This is a genomic window from Actinomadura formosensis NBRC 14204, assembly GCF_001552155.1.
In the GTDB taxonomy this organism is placed as follows: domain Bacteria; phylum Actinomycetota; class Actinomycetes; order Streptosporangiales; family Streptosporangiaceae; genus Spirillospora; species Spirillospora formosensis.
In genome coordinates this window covers 1-12515 of the sequence record NZ_BCQQ01000079.1, presented here as the reverse complement: position 1 = coordinate 12515, position 12515 = coordinate 1, and the positions used below count along the sequence as shown (strand labels likewise).

The 12515-nt window shown below is 72.9% G+C and carries 15 protein-coding genes; 7 read left to right on the top strand and 8 right to left on the bottom strand.

Translation table 11 applies throughout. From position 1 onward, the window contains the following. Positions 1-2: 2 nt before the first annotated feature. The 3 genes from AF1_RS20490 to AF1_RS20480 all read right to left on the bottom strand — a co-directional run bounded on the left by AF1_RS20490 (position 3) and on the right by AF1_RS20480 (position 1749). Positions 3-206: a PspC domain-containing protein gene (locus AF1_RS20490; RefSeq protein ID WP_067801536.1), complete on the bottom strand. Its 204-nt coding sequence runs from the start codon at positions 204-206 to the stop codon at positions 3-5. 146 nt (positions 207-352) lie between these two features. Then, entirely contained in the window at positions 353-1102 is a 750-nt protein-coding gene (locus AF1_RS20485; protein ID WP_242608805.1) for an HAD family hydrolase, read from the bottom strand. Next, entirely contained in the window at positions 1099-1749 is a 651-nt protein-coding gene (locus AF1_RS20480) for an MBL fold metallo-hydrolase (RefSeq protein WP_067801533.1), read from the bottom strand. The genes AF1_RS20485 and AF1_RS20480 overlap by 4 nt, the downstream gene beginning before the upstream one ends. A 108-nt stretch (positions 1750-1857) precedes the next feature. Here AF1_RS20480 and AF1_RS34640 point away from each other — a divergent pair, with 108 nt between their 5' ends. Next, positions 1858-2058 (top strand): hypothetical protein, encoded by a 201-nt coding sequence (locus tag AF1_RS34640; protein ID WP_131732622.1) that lies wholly within the window; start codon positions 1858-1860, stop codon positions 2056-2058. A gap of 92 nt (positions 2059-2150) precedes the next feature. On the opposite strand, the gene AF1_RS20475 is transcribed toward AF1_RS34640, so the two are convergent. From AF1_RS20475 to AF1_RS20465, 3 genes are all read right to left on the bottom strand, one after another. Continuing rightward, positions 2151-2450, bottom strand: a complete 300-nt coding sequence (locus AF1_RS20475) for a Fe-S cluster assembly protein HesB (protein WP_067801530.1) — start codon at positions 2448-2450, stop codon at positions 2151-2153. Positions 2451-2545: 95 nt separating this feature from the next. Continuing rightward, the gene (locus tag AF1_RS20470) at positions 2546-3505 is read right to left on the bottom strand and encodes an LLM class F420-dependent oxidoreductase (protein ID WP_067801527.1); all 960 of its coding nucleotides are present in this window, start codon (positions 3503-3505) and stop codon (positions 2546-2548) included. 8 nt (positions 3506-3513) lie between these two features. Next, positions 3514-4281, bottom strand: a complete 768-nt coding sequence (locus AF1_RS20465) for an SDR family oxidoreductase (protein ID WP_067801524.1) — start codon at positions 4279-4281, stop codon at positions 3514-3516. A gap of 190 nt (positions 4282-4471) precedes the next feature. On the opposite strand from AF1_RS20465, the gene AF1_RS20460 reads away from it, so the two are divergent. After that, positions 4472-4921: a Zn-ribbon domain-containing OB-fold protein gene (locus AF1_RS20460; protein WP_067801521.1), complete on the top strand. Its 450-nt coding sequence runs from the start codon at positions 4472-4474 to the stop codon at positions 4919-4921. Beyond that, on the top strand, positions 4918-6108 hold the full coding sequence (locus tag AF1_RS20455; RefSeq protein WP_067801565.1) for a lipid-transfer protein: 1191 nt from the start codon (positions 4918-4920) through the stop codon (positions 6106-6108). The genes AF1_RS20460 and AF1_RS20455 overlap by 4 nt, the downstream gene beginning before the upstream one ends. Here AF1_RS20455 and AF1_RS20450 read toward each other — a convergent pair whose 3' ends face one another. Further along, a complete protein-coding gene (locus AF1_RS20450; protein WP_067801518.1) occupies positions 6109-7740 on the bottom strand; it encodes a serine/threonine protein kinase in 1632 nt (543 codons plus the stop codon). Between the two features lie 489 nt (positions 7741-8229). Between AF1_RS20450 and AF1_RS20445 the strand changes: the two genes are divergently transcribed. From AF1_RS20445 to AF1_RS20430, 4 genes are read left to right on the top strand one after another with little or no spacing between them, the layout of a single operon-like run. Then, on the top strand, positions 8230-8829 hold the full coding sequence (locus tag AF1_RS20445) for an ATP-binding cassette domain-containing protein (RefSeq protein ID WP_067801517.1): 600 nt from the start codon (positions 8230-8232) through the stop codon (positions 8827-8829). A 23-nt stretch (positions 8830-8852) separates the two neighbouring features. After that, complete coding sequence (locus AF1_RS20440; protein WP_131733057.1) at positions 8853-10004, top strand: YhgE/Pip domain-containing protein; 1152 nt, start codon at positions 8853-8855, stop codon at positions 10002-10004. Beyond that, a complete protein-coding gene (locus AF1_RS34635; RefSeq protein WP_067801513.1) occupies positions 10001-10327 on the top strand; it encodes a YhgE/Pip family protein in 327 nt (108 codons plus the stop codon). The genes AF1_RS20440 and AF1_RS34635 overlap by 4 nt, the downstream gene beginning before the upstream one ends. A gap of 11 nt (positions 10328-10338) precedes the next feature. Next, positions 10339-10914 carry a TetR/AcrR family transcriptional regulator gene (locus AF1_RS20430; protein WP_131733058.1) on the top strand — a complete coding sequence of 192 codons (576 nt, stop codon included), beginning with the start codon at positions 10339-10341 and terminating at the stop codon, positions 10912-10914. Here the strand turns inward: AF1_RS20430 and AF1_RS20425 are convergent. Next, a partial coding sequence (locus AF1_RS20425; RefSeq protein WP_067801509.1) for an AMP-binding protein occupies positions 10911-12515 on the bottom strand: 1605 nt, incomplete at its 5' end. The genes AF1_RS20430 and AF1_RS20425 overlap by 4 nt on opposite strands.

Here is a 12515-nt window from a genome sequence, read left to right as displayed (position 1 = left end):
AGCTAGCGGACCCCCGCCATGTGGCGGTCCTCGTTCGGCATCATGACCCACAGCACCAGGTAGACGACGAACTGTGGCCCCGGGAGCAGGCACGACAGCAGGAACAGGAGCCGGACGGTCCACGGGGTCATGCCGAACCGGCGCGCGAGGCCGGCGCAGACACCCGCGATGACCCGGTCATCACGCGGACGGTAAAGGCCGTTCATGGGATCCTCTCTCCCCGATTCGTCGGGCGGTGAACACGGCCGCGGGTTCCCGCGGCCACGTTCCTCACGCTACAAACCGGACAGAGCACCTCACATCCGCCATTGGTCCTGTCCTTTCCCCATACCGTGGGATTAGGGGTCGTCCCTTAGGGGCCGTTGTGCTCGGCGACGAGATTGGGGAGGCCGGCCAGGTCGTCCAGGACGAACAGGCAGTCGCGGAGCGCGTCGTCGTCCTCCTGGATGTGCCCCCAGGGACCGCGGCGCAGGAAGGCCACCCGCATCCCGAACTCCAGCGCGGGCCGGATGTCGTTGTCGATGCGGTCCCCCACGTACAGGACGTGCTCGGGCAGCGCGTCCGCGAGCTGGGCGCAGCGCTCGAAGAACTCGTGGGACGGCTTGCGGACGCCCCACACGTCGGAGATGCCGACCACGTCCGCGTCCAGGCCGAGCGCCGCCATCTGCGCGGCCGCCTCGACCGGCTGGTTGCCCGCGATCCCGACGTAGAGCCCCTGGTCGCGCAGTCCGGACAGGCACGCCCGCGCGTCCGGATACAGGTCCTGCGGCCCGAACCCGTTCGGCACGCCCGCCTCCGCGCGGCGCCGCTCCTCCTCGGCCAGGTCGAACCCCGGACGGAAGTACTCCAAGACGTCCATGTGGTCGCCGCCGGTCGCGAGCAGCGCGCCCAGCTTGGTGAGGAACGTGTGCCTGGGCACACCCAGCCAATCGGCCCAGCGCCCGTAGATCTCGCCTTCGCTGATGAGGGTTTCCCCGATGTCGAAGAACACGGCCTGAATGGAGCGGGGAGTGGCGACGCGCCCCTCCCCGTCCAGCGGCTCGGCCGCCGGCGGTACCGCGGTCCCGGCCTCTGGAGCAGCGTGCTGGGGGGATCGGTTCACTTCGTGGCCAGCTCTACTGAGGTACCGGGGGTCAGGCGGCGGAATTCCCTGCCCAGTTCTTCGCCCGCGCTCGTCAGGACTCGCTCCATGACGCTCAGGCCGATGTCGTTGAGGAGACCGTCGTGGATGGCGAAGGCGCGTTCTGGGCGGACTTCGCGCGTGTAGGTGTAGAGGTCGAGCGCGCGCATCCAGGGGGCGTTGCCGGGCAGGCACAGCGTCGGGACGGGCTCGGACGGGACGGTCAGCGCGTCGCCCGGGTGGAAGACTTCGCCGTCCACGAGGAAGCCGACGTTCGGGACGGGCGGCAGGTCGGGGTGCATGAGCTCGTGGTCCTCGCCGTAGACGTGGACGTCGAAGCCGGCGATGGTGACGGCGTCGCCGTGTCCGACCTGGTGGACGCGCCCGCCGAGGTCGGCGAGGTTCCCGGCGACGGCGCGGGACGTCCACACCTCCAGGGCCGGGCGGGCGGCCATCGCGGCGCGGAGCGCGTCGGCGTCGAAGTGGTCGAAGTGCTCGTGGGTGATCAGGACCGCGTCGGCGGTGGCGAGCGCGCCGGACGCCTCGCTGAACGTGCCGGGGTCGATGAGGATCGTGCGGTCGTCCCTGGTGATCTGGACACATGCGTGCCCGAGCTTGGTGAGACGCATCCGACGATTTTTTCACGGCGGCCACCGCGGCCCATCGACCACCCCGGCCCATCGTCCCCGGCCCGCATCCGTCCTTCCCCAAGTGAGCGGTCTGCCAGACTGGCGGGCGTGACGACCCCGCCCTCGCCCGACCCCCCGGAGGGGGGACGGCCGTCCCGGGAAGAACCGGACCGGCGGGTGCGCGAACGCCGCGGAACCTGGCGCGACCAGCCGCGCGGCGTGGCCTGCGCGGTGATCGGCGCCTTCATGATCCTCACCGCGGCGGCGTTCGTGTTCGCCGTGGTCGCCGTCGTCATGGCCATGCGCTGACACCGTCACGGCCCCGTCACGGCCATGCACCGAGGTCCGGAACGCCGAAGCCGGGGCGGCCCGGTCGGCGCGCCCCGGCTTCGTCCCTCACGTCAGGTGGGGATCCCTCCGGTCCCCTCGGCGATGGTGAACGCCACGTCGCCCTGCGGGTCGACCTGCGCGTCGAGGGTTTTGTCGTCGAGCATCTCGGCGACCGTGGGCTCCAGGTACACCTTGGCGCCCTCCTCCTCGACGATCTGGTCGCCGGCCTCGGGCGCGGGGGCGACCGAGAGCCGCAGGGCGTCCGAGCCGTCGAGCCCGGACTCGATGCGGATGCCGGTCTCGGGCGGAAGCTCCGGGTTCGCGGTCACAGTGCGTATGACCTGCACGGCACCGTCGGTCAGGGTGAGCACGATCAGCTCCTCACGTCTCTGTCGTTAGCGTGTCGGATCTGCCCCACCCTCCCCGCTCGCCGGACGGGCAAACATCGAGACGTGACCGCGAGGTGTCAGTCCGCGTTCGGGGCCAGCGCCCGCACCGCCGCCGCCTGCGAGAGACCGCCACCGGGCACGATGGCGAGGACGGGCGTGGTGAGCCCGCTGTCCACGTACTCGCGGACGCGGGCCCGGCACACCTCGGGCGGACCGTGCACGATCAGGTCGTCGACGACCTCGTCCGGGATGACCTCCAGTGCCTTCTTCCGGTCGCCGGCCGCCCACGCCTCGTTCATCGGGCGCAGCGCCTCGCCGCGTCCGAGCCACTCGTGGAAGGCCCGGTAGACCGGGACCGTCAGGTACGCGGCGATCATCCAGCGGCCGATCGCGCGGGCCTCCCGCGCGTCGGCCGTCGGGCAGACGAACAGCCGCGCGATCAGCTCGGGCTCGTCGCCCAGCGCGCCGCGGACCGTCCGGACGTCCTTCGGCGCCAGCCAGTTCGTGATCGCGCCGTCGGCCTCCCGCGCGGCGAGCCGCAGCATGCCGGGGCGCAGCGCCGCGAGGACGATCGGCGGCGGCGTCGCGGGCGCGTTGTCCAGCTTGAAGCCCTTGACGGCGAAGGTGTCGTACTCCTCCTTCACCTTCTCCCCCGCGAGCGCCTTGCGCAGGAACCGCAGCGTGTCACGGACGCGCTTGTACGGCTCCTGGAACGGGATCGCGTTCCAGCGCTCCACGATCGTGTCGGAGGAGGTGCCGATGCCGAGCACGAAGCGTCCGGGCGCGAGGCCGGCGAGCGTCGCGGCGTGCTGGGCGAGCAGCGCGGGCCCGCGCGTGTAGACCGGCACGATCGCGGGGCCGAGCCGCAGTTCCGGGCCCCATTGGGAGGCGAGCGCCAGCGGGGTGAACGCGTCGGTCCCGTTCGTCTCGGCGGACCAGGCGTCGGTGTAGCCGAGCCCGGACAGCCCGGCGACGATCTCGCGGTGCTCGGCCAGCGGCAGCCCGGCCAGCGGGATGGTCAGTCCCCAGCGTGACATGCGGCCTCCTAGGCGATCGACGGGCGGATGGTGGCGCCGCCGTCCACGACGAGGGTCTGCCCCGTCATCCAGGACGAGGCGTCGCCCGCGAGGAACACGGCCGCGTTCGCGATGTCCTCGGGCTCGCCGATGCGGCCGAGCGGCATGTACTTGCTGATCTCCGCCTCGTTGTTCTCCCACAGCGCGCGGGCGAGGTGCGTCTTGACCAGGCCGGGCGCGATGCAGTTCACCCGCACCCTGGGCGCCAGCTCCATCGCGAACTGCCGGCTCAGGTGGATCACCGCGGCCTTCGAGGCGTTGTAGTAGCCGATGCCGTGCTCGGTGACCAGGCCGCCGACCGACGCGATGTTGATGATGGTGCCGCCGTGCTCGGCGAGCGACGCGCGCAGCGCGAGCCGCGTCCACTGGACGACCGCGAACTGGTTGATCTCGACGATCTTCGCGGCGGCGGCGGGCTCGATGTCGGCCATCGGGCCGAAGTAGGGGTTCGTCCCGGCGTTGTTGACCAGGATGTCGAGGCGGCCGAACTCGGCGGCGGCCGCGTCCACGCACGCGGCGGCCTGCTCGGCGTCCCCCACGTGCGCCGCCTTCGCCAGCACGCCCGCCCCGGGGTGCGCCGCGCCGATCTCCTTCGCGACCTCGTCGAGCGCCTCCTGCCTGCGGGACGAGATCACCACATTGGCGCCCTCGGCGGCGAACGCCATCGCGATCGCCTTCCCGATGCCCCGCGACGCCCCGGTGATCAGGGCCGTCCTTCCCTCAAGACCAGTCCGCATCCGCACGCTCCCTACCTGCTCGCACCCCTGTGGGCGGCATGGGCAGAATCCGACTCGGTTCACTGTAGCGAAGTGACTGACGAGTCAGTTAGCTGCCCCGGGCAACGGCCGTCCCGCTCATCGGACCCGCATTCTTTCTAACGATCGTTTGGTTGTTACGCTGCGCCGAGACGACACGAGGAGGGGCCGCGTGACCACGACCAAGGAGCGTCGTCCCGCCGTCGAGGGCTGGTTCACCACCGCGGACGGCGACGTCCGGCTGCTGGGCACCCGCTGCTCGTCGTGCGGAACACCGTACTTCCCGCGCAACGAGCTGGCGTGCCGCAACCCCGTATGCACGGGACCGAAGGACGGCTCGGAGCTGGAGCCGTACGCCCTGTCCGGGCGCGGGCGCATCTGGTCGTACGCCGACTCCCGCTACAAGCCGCCGCCCCCGTACGTCTCCCCCGACCCGTTCGTCCCCTACGCGGTCGCCGCCGTCGAACTGGAGGCCGAACGCATGGTCGTCCTCGGCCAGGTCGCCCCCGGCCACACCGTCGACGACCTGGAGGTCGGCATGGAGGTCGAACTGACCGAAGGCACCCTCTACGAAGACGACGAAGCCGAATACACGGTCTGGATGTGGAGGCCCGTGCGATGACGCGCGAGATCGCTGTTCTCGGGGCGGGGATGCACCCGTGGGGCAAGTGGGGACGCAACTTCGTCGAGTACGGGCTCGCGGCGGCGCGGGCGGCGCTCGCCGACGCCGGGCTCTCCTGGACGGACGTCCAGTACGTGTCGGGCGCCGACACCATCCGGAACGGGTATCCGGGGTTCATCGCGGGCGCGACGTTCGCGCAGGCGCTCGGCTGGTCGGGCGCACGGGTGTCGAGCTGCTACGCGGCGTGTGCCTCCGGGGCGCAGGCCATCAACACGGCACGCGCGCAGATCCTCGCGGGGCTGTGCGATGTCGCGCTGGTCGTGGGCGCCGACGCCGCGCCGAAGGGGTTCTTCAAACCCGTCGGCGGTGACCGGCCGGACGATCCCGACTGGCTGCGGTTCCGCCTCCTGGGCGCGACCAACCCGATCTACTTCGCCCTGTACGCGCGCCGCCGCATGGCCATGTACGGGGCGACGCTGGACGACTTCGCCGCCGTGAAGGTGAAGAACGCGCGGCACGGGCTGTCGAACCCGTACGCCCGGTACCGCAAGGAGGTGACCCTGGCGGATGTGCGGGAGTCCGCCGTGGTCGCCGACCCGCTGCGGCTGCTGGACATCTGCGCGACCAGCGACGGCGGCGCCGCGCTCGTCCTGACGTCGATGGAGTTCGCGCGGCGGCACGGCGCCGCCGACCCGGTGCGCATCCCGGCGATCTCGACGGTGACGCCGACGTTCCCGAAGACCGTCGTGGACCTGCCCGACTTCGCGACCGATTCGGCGATGGCGGTGCCGGAACCCGAACGTCCGTTCCGCTCCGCGATCGCGCACGCCGCCTACGAGGAGGCGGGCCTCGGCCCCGAGGACCTGTCGCTCGCCGAGGTGTACGACCTGTCCACGGCCCTCGAACTCGACTGGTACGAGGACATCGGCCTGTGCGAGCGGGGCGGCGCCGAGGAGCTGCTGCGATCCGGCGCCACCGCGCTCGGCGGGCGCGTCCCGGTCAACCCGAGCGGCGGGCTCGCGTCCTTCGGCGAGGCGATCCCGGCGCAGGCGATCGCGCAGGTGTGCGAGCTGACCTGGCAGCTGCGCGGCCGGGCCGAAGGCCGCCAGGTCGAGGGCGCGCGGGCCGGCATCGCCGTCAACCAGGGCCTCTTCGGCCATGGCTCGGCGGTCATCGCCGTCCGCTGATCACGCGACCGTGAAACCGTCGCAGCCCATGTAGTACGCGTCGCCGTTCGGGTGGACGTGCATCCAGACGACCGTCCAGACGCCCGACCGCAGCTCCGTGGCGGCCCCGGCGCCCGAGCCGTCCCACCTGAAGTCGGCCGGGAAGGTGAGGTCCAGCCCACCGGAGCCCGGCGGGTACAGATGCGGTTTGCTCTGCACCCAGCCGGGCCCGGCGCTGCCGTACGGCCCCGGCGGCCGGACCTGGGCGGCCAGGTAGTAGCCGGACGGGCTCTCCCACTTGAACCGCATGCCGAGCCGGACGGATTTCCCCGTGTACGGCCGGCGCGGCGCCGAGACCTGCAACTGGCCGGCGAGCTTCTGGTCTTCGGGGCGGACCGCGGGCAGGCAGGTGAAATCCTTCTCGGAGTACGCCACTTCGCGGAAGCTCGCGGTGGGCTCCTTCACCAGGATCACGTCCGGCGGGCGGCCGTCAGGGCCGGGAGTCCGCCCGGCCTGCGCGCCGCCCGGCGTCGCGGACGAGCCGCCGTTCGCGCCCTGGCCGCCTCGGGTGCCGTTCCCGCCGGTAGAGCCGGGCGAGCCGGTGGCGCCGAGCGCGCCGCCCGGGTCGTCGTCGTTGAGGGCGACCCGCACCACGACGGCGGTGGCCAGGACGACGGCGGCCACCCCGGCGCCCGCCGCGATGACGGCGGCGCGCGACCGTCCGCGCGCCCCGCCGGGCACGGTCCTGGTGCGCTCCAGCGGGACGAGACCGGACGCGACCGCGTCCGCGACGCCGGCGGGCACCGGCTGCGGGACGCCGACCAGCCGCCGGTAGGCCGGGTCCGCGGCGAGGGGGACCGAGTCCGCGGCGTGTTCGAGCAGCCGCTCCAGCGTGATCCGGGCCTCCGCCTCCTTCTCGGCGCACTGCCGGACGAGCCCGGCGAGCCGCGGGTCGACCCCGTCCAGGTCGATCTCGCCGGTGAGGGTGCGGTGGATGATGGCCTCCAGGCGGCCGCCGCCGAACGGCGGGCGCCCCGTGGCGGCGTAGGCGACCGTGCCGGCGAGGGAGAACACGTCCGACGCGGGAACGGGCTGCTGCTCGCGGACGGCCTCGGGCGCGACGTAGCCGGGGGTGCCGTTCCACGCCCCCGTCTGGGTGATCTGCGTCTGGTCCTCGCCGCGCGCGATGCCGAAGTCGATCAGCCGGGGCCCGTCCGGGGCGAGGATCACGTTGCCCGGTTTGAGGTCGCGGTGCTGGACGCCCTGCCGGTGGATCTCCAGCAGCCCCTGTGCCAGCGCGGTGAGCAGCCGGAGGCAGGTGCCGGCGGGAAGCGGCCCGGACCGGGCGACGGCCTGCCGGAGCGTCGGGCCGGGGACGTACTCGGTGGCCAGCCAGTACGGCGGCGCGTCCAGCCCGGCGCCGACCATCGCGGCGGCGAACCGGCTGCGCACCCGCTCGACGGTCGCGACTTCCCGCCGGAACCGGGCGAGCGCCTGCGGCCCCTCGAAGTCCTCGCGGATCACCTTGAGGGCGATGTGCCGCCCGGCGCCGGTGACCCCGAGGTAGACCTGCCCCATGCCGCCCGCGCCGAGGCGTCCCAGCAGGGGGTAGCCGCCGATCTCGACAGGATCCTCCGGACGCAGTGGTTCCACGGTTCACCGGCCTCTCGTCGTCGCGTACCGCCGGAAAATGATCTCACCCGGTGAGGGTGCGGCGGCCCGGCGGCCCGGCCCGGTGGCGCTGCCGGCCGCGGCGAGCGCACCCGCCGCACACCGGCGCGGCGATGTGACCGAAGTCACTGTGCCGAACCCGTGTGACCTGGGATGTGGCGGTCACGTGTCCGATGTCACCGTCTCGGCGGGTTCGCGGCTTCGGCGGAGCTAGATTTGCACTGACCAGTCAGTTCAAATTTCTCCCGAAGGATCGCGATGACCCCCGAGCAGCAGACTCCGGGGACGGCCGCCGCGGCCGGGGGGACCGCCGCGGCCGTCTCCGGACCCGGCCGGGCCGGCTCCGGGACTGGCGGGGGCCGTCCCGGAGCCGCGGGCCCGCCTTCCCCGTCCGCGGCGAAGCCGCCGGCACCGGGAAAGGCTCCTTCCGGGGCGTCGCGGGGCGCGAGCGTACGGGCGCGGGGCCTCGGCGTGCGCGGGGCCCGCGGATGGGTGTTCCGCGAGGTCGAGCTCGACGTTGCGGGCGGCGCGCTGGTCGCCGTCAGCGGCATCGCGGGGACCGGGCGGACCGCGCTGCTCCTCACCCTCGGCGGACGCATGCGGCCCGCCGAGGGCACGGTCGCGGTCGGCGGATTCACCGGGCTCGCGGAGATCCAGCAAGTGGCGGCGCTCGGCATCGTCCCGGGGGTGGCCGAGCTCGATCCGGCACTGACCGTCCGCGAGCACCTGAACGAGGCGCTCGCGCTGCGCGAGGGCGTCTTCGGCAGGTTCCGGGGGCGGGAGGCACGCAGGCGCCGCGCCCTGGAGCGGGCCGGCCTCGATCTCGATCCGAGGACGCTCGCCGCGGAACTCGCGCCCGCGGAGGAGCAGTTGCTCGGGGCCGCGCTCGGCCTGGTCGGCGAGCCGGGCCTGCTGCTGCTCGACGACGTCGACGAGGGCCTGGACGCCGGCCGGCAGCGGGCGCTGTGGCGGCGGCTCGCCGAGATCGCGGCCACCGGGGTCACCATCGTCGCCACCTGCCATGACCCGGCGCCCGCCGAGGGCCTGGCCACGCACGGCCTTTCCCTTTAGCCAGTCAGCCAGGAGATCCCCCCATGAGACTTCCCGCGTTGACGCCGGGCGGCCTGGAACTGCGCCGCTTCCAGCGCAACCGGCTGACCCGCATCGCGGTCGTCGGGCTCGTACTGCTCCCGCTGCTGTACGCGGGGCTCTACCTCTGGTCGTTCTGGGACCCCTACGCCCGGCTCCAGCATGTTCCGGTCGCGCTGGTCGTCCAGGACGAGCCCGTCAAGGCGAACGGCAGGACCGTCCACGCCGGGGCCGACCTCGCGGACGAACTGAAGAAGCGCAGGGTGTTCGACTGGCGGACCGTGCCGGCCGGCAAGGCCACCGGCGGGGTCCGGTCGGGCGAGTACTACATGTCGCTGACGATCCCGTCCGACTTCAGCGCCCGGATCGCCTCGCCGTCCAAGGACGGCGTCCCCGCGCCCGCCGGGCTGCGGCTCCAGCTGAACGACGCGAACAACTATGTCGTGGGGACGCTCGCCCAGGCCGCGTTCAAGGAGATCAGCGCCGCCGCCGGCAGCGAGGCCGTGCACGGCTACTTCGACCAGATATTCCTGTCGTTCGGCAAGCTGCACGGCGAGCTGGGCGACGCGGCGGACGGCGCCGGCAAGCTCGCCGAGGGCTCCGGCCGGGCGGCGGACGGGGCGGGCAGGCTCGCCGAAGGCGCGGGCGAGGCGGCGGACGGCGCGGGCAGGCTCAAGGGCGGCATCGACCAGGCCCGCTCCGGCAGCGGTGAGCTGACGGCCGGGCTGGGCGAGCTGCGCGACGGAACCGCCCAGGTCGCGGCCGGAATGCGGCAGCTCACCACGGCCGTCGATCGGGCGAGCGACACGCTCGTCCCGCTCCTGCGCGAGAACGCCCCGGAGATCCGGCGGGCCGCGCTCGTGGTCGCGCGGGGCGCGGACGCCCTCGCCGGCGGCGCCGGGCGGCTCCCCGCCCAGACCGGCGCCGCCGTCGAGCGGGCCGAGGACGCGCAGGCCGAGCTGGAGACCTACCTCGCCGCGCACCCGGAGGTCCCGGCGAGCGTCCGGCAGGACCTCACCCGCGCCGCCGCGCAGGTCGTCACGGTCGCGAAGCAGGTGGACGGCTACGTCCGCGAGCACACCGGCGACCTGCGCGAGCTCGCGGCCGACGCCCGCACGGTCGAGAAGGCCGCCCGCAGGCCGCGTTCCTCGCCGTGATCCAGTGGGTGAACGCCCGGTTCGGGGCGATCGGCCGGATCCTCGCGCTGGCCCTGCTGATGCTGCAGCTCACCTCGGCGGCGGGCACCTACCCGATCGAGACGAGCCCCGGCTTCTTCCAGGCGATCCGGCCGTATCTGCCGATGTCGTGGGTGGTGGACGGCGTCCGGCACCTGATCAGCGGCGGGGAGATGACGGCGGTGTGGCAGGGTTGTGCGGTGCTGGTCGCCTTCCTGGCCGGCGAGCTCGCGCTCACCGCCCTGGCCGTCCGGCACAACCGGGTGTGGACGATGAAGCGGCTGCATCCGGCGCTGAAACTCTAGGAGGAGCGGACGTGGCCCGCAGCGCGACCCGGGAGAGGCTGTTCACCGCGGCGATCGAGCTGATCGCCGAGAGCGGGCTCGCCGCGACCACCGTCGACCAGATCGCCGAGCGGGCCGGGGTCGCCAAGGGCACCGTCTACTACAACTTCGGCAGCAAGGCCGCGCTGTTCGCGGCGCTGCTGGAGTACGGGGTCGACCGGCTCGCGACCGCGCTGCGCGACGCGGCGGCCGGCCGGGCCCCGCTGGACGCGCTGGAGGCCGTCGTCGCCGCCGAACTGGCCTACATCGGCGAGCACGAGTCGTTCGCCCGGCTGCTGATCGCCGAGACATGGCGGTCCGGCGGCGACTGGCAGCACACCGCCCGGCTGATCCGGGAACGCGCCATCGGGGTCGTCGCGGACGTGCTGCGCGACGCGGTCGCCGCCGGGGACCTGCGCTCCGACCTCGACACGGGCACCGCCGCGTCCGCCGTGTTCGGGATGGTGCTGACGGTCGCGCTCGACTGGCGCGCCCTCCAGCCCGGACGGTCGTTCGCCGACGTCCAGGCGACCCTCATGGACCTGCTGCGCGGCCGCCTCGCGGGCTAGCCCGCCAGGTACTTCTCCCGGAGCACCACCTTCTGGATCTTCCCGGACGCGGTCTGCGGCAGCTCGCTCCGGAAGTGCCAGCTGCGCGGAACCTTGTAGGAGGCCAGCCGGGCGCGGCAGAAGGCATCGAGTTCGTCCTCGGTGAGCCGTGCCCCGCCGGCCGCCACCACGAATGCGGCCACGGTTTCGCCCCATTCGGCGTCCGGCAGTCCGATCACCGTCACCAGGCTGATTCCGGGGTGGGTGTAGAGGACGTCCTCGATCTCGCGCGGGAAGATGTTCTCGCCACCGCGGATGATCATGTCCTTGAGCCGGCCCTGGACGCTGACGAGCCCCGACGCGTCCATGGTCCCCAGATCGCCGGTGTGCAGCCAGCCGCCGGCGTCGATGGCCTCGGCGGTCGCCGCGGCGTTGTCGAAGTACTCGGTCATCACGCAGATGCCGCGGGTGCATATCTCACCGAGTTCGCCGACCCCGGCCACCTCACCGGAGCCGAGGCTGATGATTTTGACCTCGGTTCCGGGCAGCGGCCGCCCCACGGTGGCCAGCGTCTCCGCATCCTGATCCCCGCCGGCGGTGTGCGTGATGTACGGCGACGCCTCTGTCTGGCCGTACCCGATGCCGACCTCGACCCCGAGCTCACGCTGGGCGCGCAGGACCAGATCGAGCGGTACGGGTGCGCCCCCGAGCGTGGTCAGCCGCCAGCTCGACACATCGCGCGGCCGGTCCGCCCGCCGTTCGAGCATGCGGATCAACATGGTCGGCACGCTCAGCATGATGGTGCCCCGCTCGGCTTCGAACAGGTCCAGCATGAGGTCGGCGTCGAACCCGGCGGGGATCACGTGGCAGCCGCCGGTCTGGAGGGCGCCGAGCGTCACCAGCCCGCAGCCCGCGGTGTGGAACAGGGGCATCGGGTTGATCCACACATCGTCCGGACGCGCGCCTATGACGGTCGCGTACCGCCGTCCGTTGGCGGCGAGCCCACGGTGACTGAGCAGTGCTCCCTTCGGCCGCCCGGTGGTCCCCGAGGTGTATTGGATCTGAGCGGGGTCCTCCGGCGCGACATACGGCAGGCCGTCGCGCGCGCTGCTCTCAGCGGCCCGGAATTCGTCCCAGTCCCCGAGAGAGATCACCTCGCGCACCTGGGTGCCGGCCCGCGCGGCATCGGCCATCGGCAGCAATTCGGTCGATCGGTACCGCGGTTGCACGACGATGCCCGACGCGCGGGACTGCTCCAGCACATACGCCAGTTCGGCCTGCCGGAAGGCGGGATTCACCGTGACCAGGGTCAATCCCGCGAGCGCGGCACCGAATTCGAGGTGAATCCACTCCGGGCCGTTTCCGGCCCACACCGCCAGGCGCTCACCGGGACTGAATCGCCGGAGCAGGGCCCGGGCGACGCGGATGGACTCCTCCAGCAGTTCGTCGAAGGTCCAACGCCGCCCATGCTCCCCCACGACACCTTCGACAAGTGCCGTCCGATCCCCCCACCGTGCGGCGGCATGGGTCAGGACGTCCCCGATGGTGCTGTCCGAGTGGTCGGGGTCGGGAGCCGCGTGCCAGAGGGCGGCGGACAGGGCCGGGTGGCGGTCCTTCGCCGC

What these genes read in the sequence shown, in the direction of transcription:
- AF1_RS20490 (WP_067801536.1), bottom strand. Translation starts at nt 206, where the DNA reads ATGAACGGCCTTTACCGTCCGCGTGATGACCGGGTCATCGCGGGTGTC.
- AF1_RS20480 (WP_067801533.1), bottom strand. Translation starts at nt 1,749, where the DNA reads ATGCGTCTCACCAAGCTCGGGCACGCATGTGTCCAGATCACCAGGGAC.
- AF1_RS20470 (WP_067801527.1), bottom strand. Translation starts at nt 3,505, where the DNA reads ATGTCACGCTGGGGACTGACCATCCCGCTGGCCGGGCTGCCGCTGGCC.
- AF1_RS20465 (WP_067801524.1), bottom strand. Translation starts at nt 4,281, where the DNA reads ATGCGGACTGGTCTTGAGGGAAGGACGGCCCTGATCACCGGGGCGTCG.
- AF1_RS20455 (WP_067801565.1), top strand. Translation starts at nt 4,918, where the DNA reads ATGACGCGCGAGATCGCTGTTCTCGGGGCGGGGATGCACCCGTGGGGC.
- AF1_RS20440 (WP_131733057.1), top strand. Translation starts at nt 8,853, where the DNA reads ATGAGACTTCCCGCGTTGACGCCGGGCGGCCTGGAACTGCGCCGCTTC.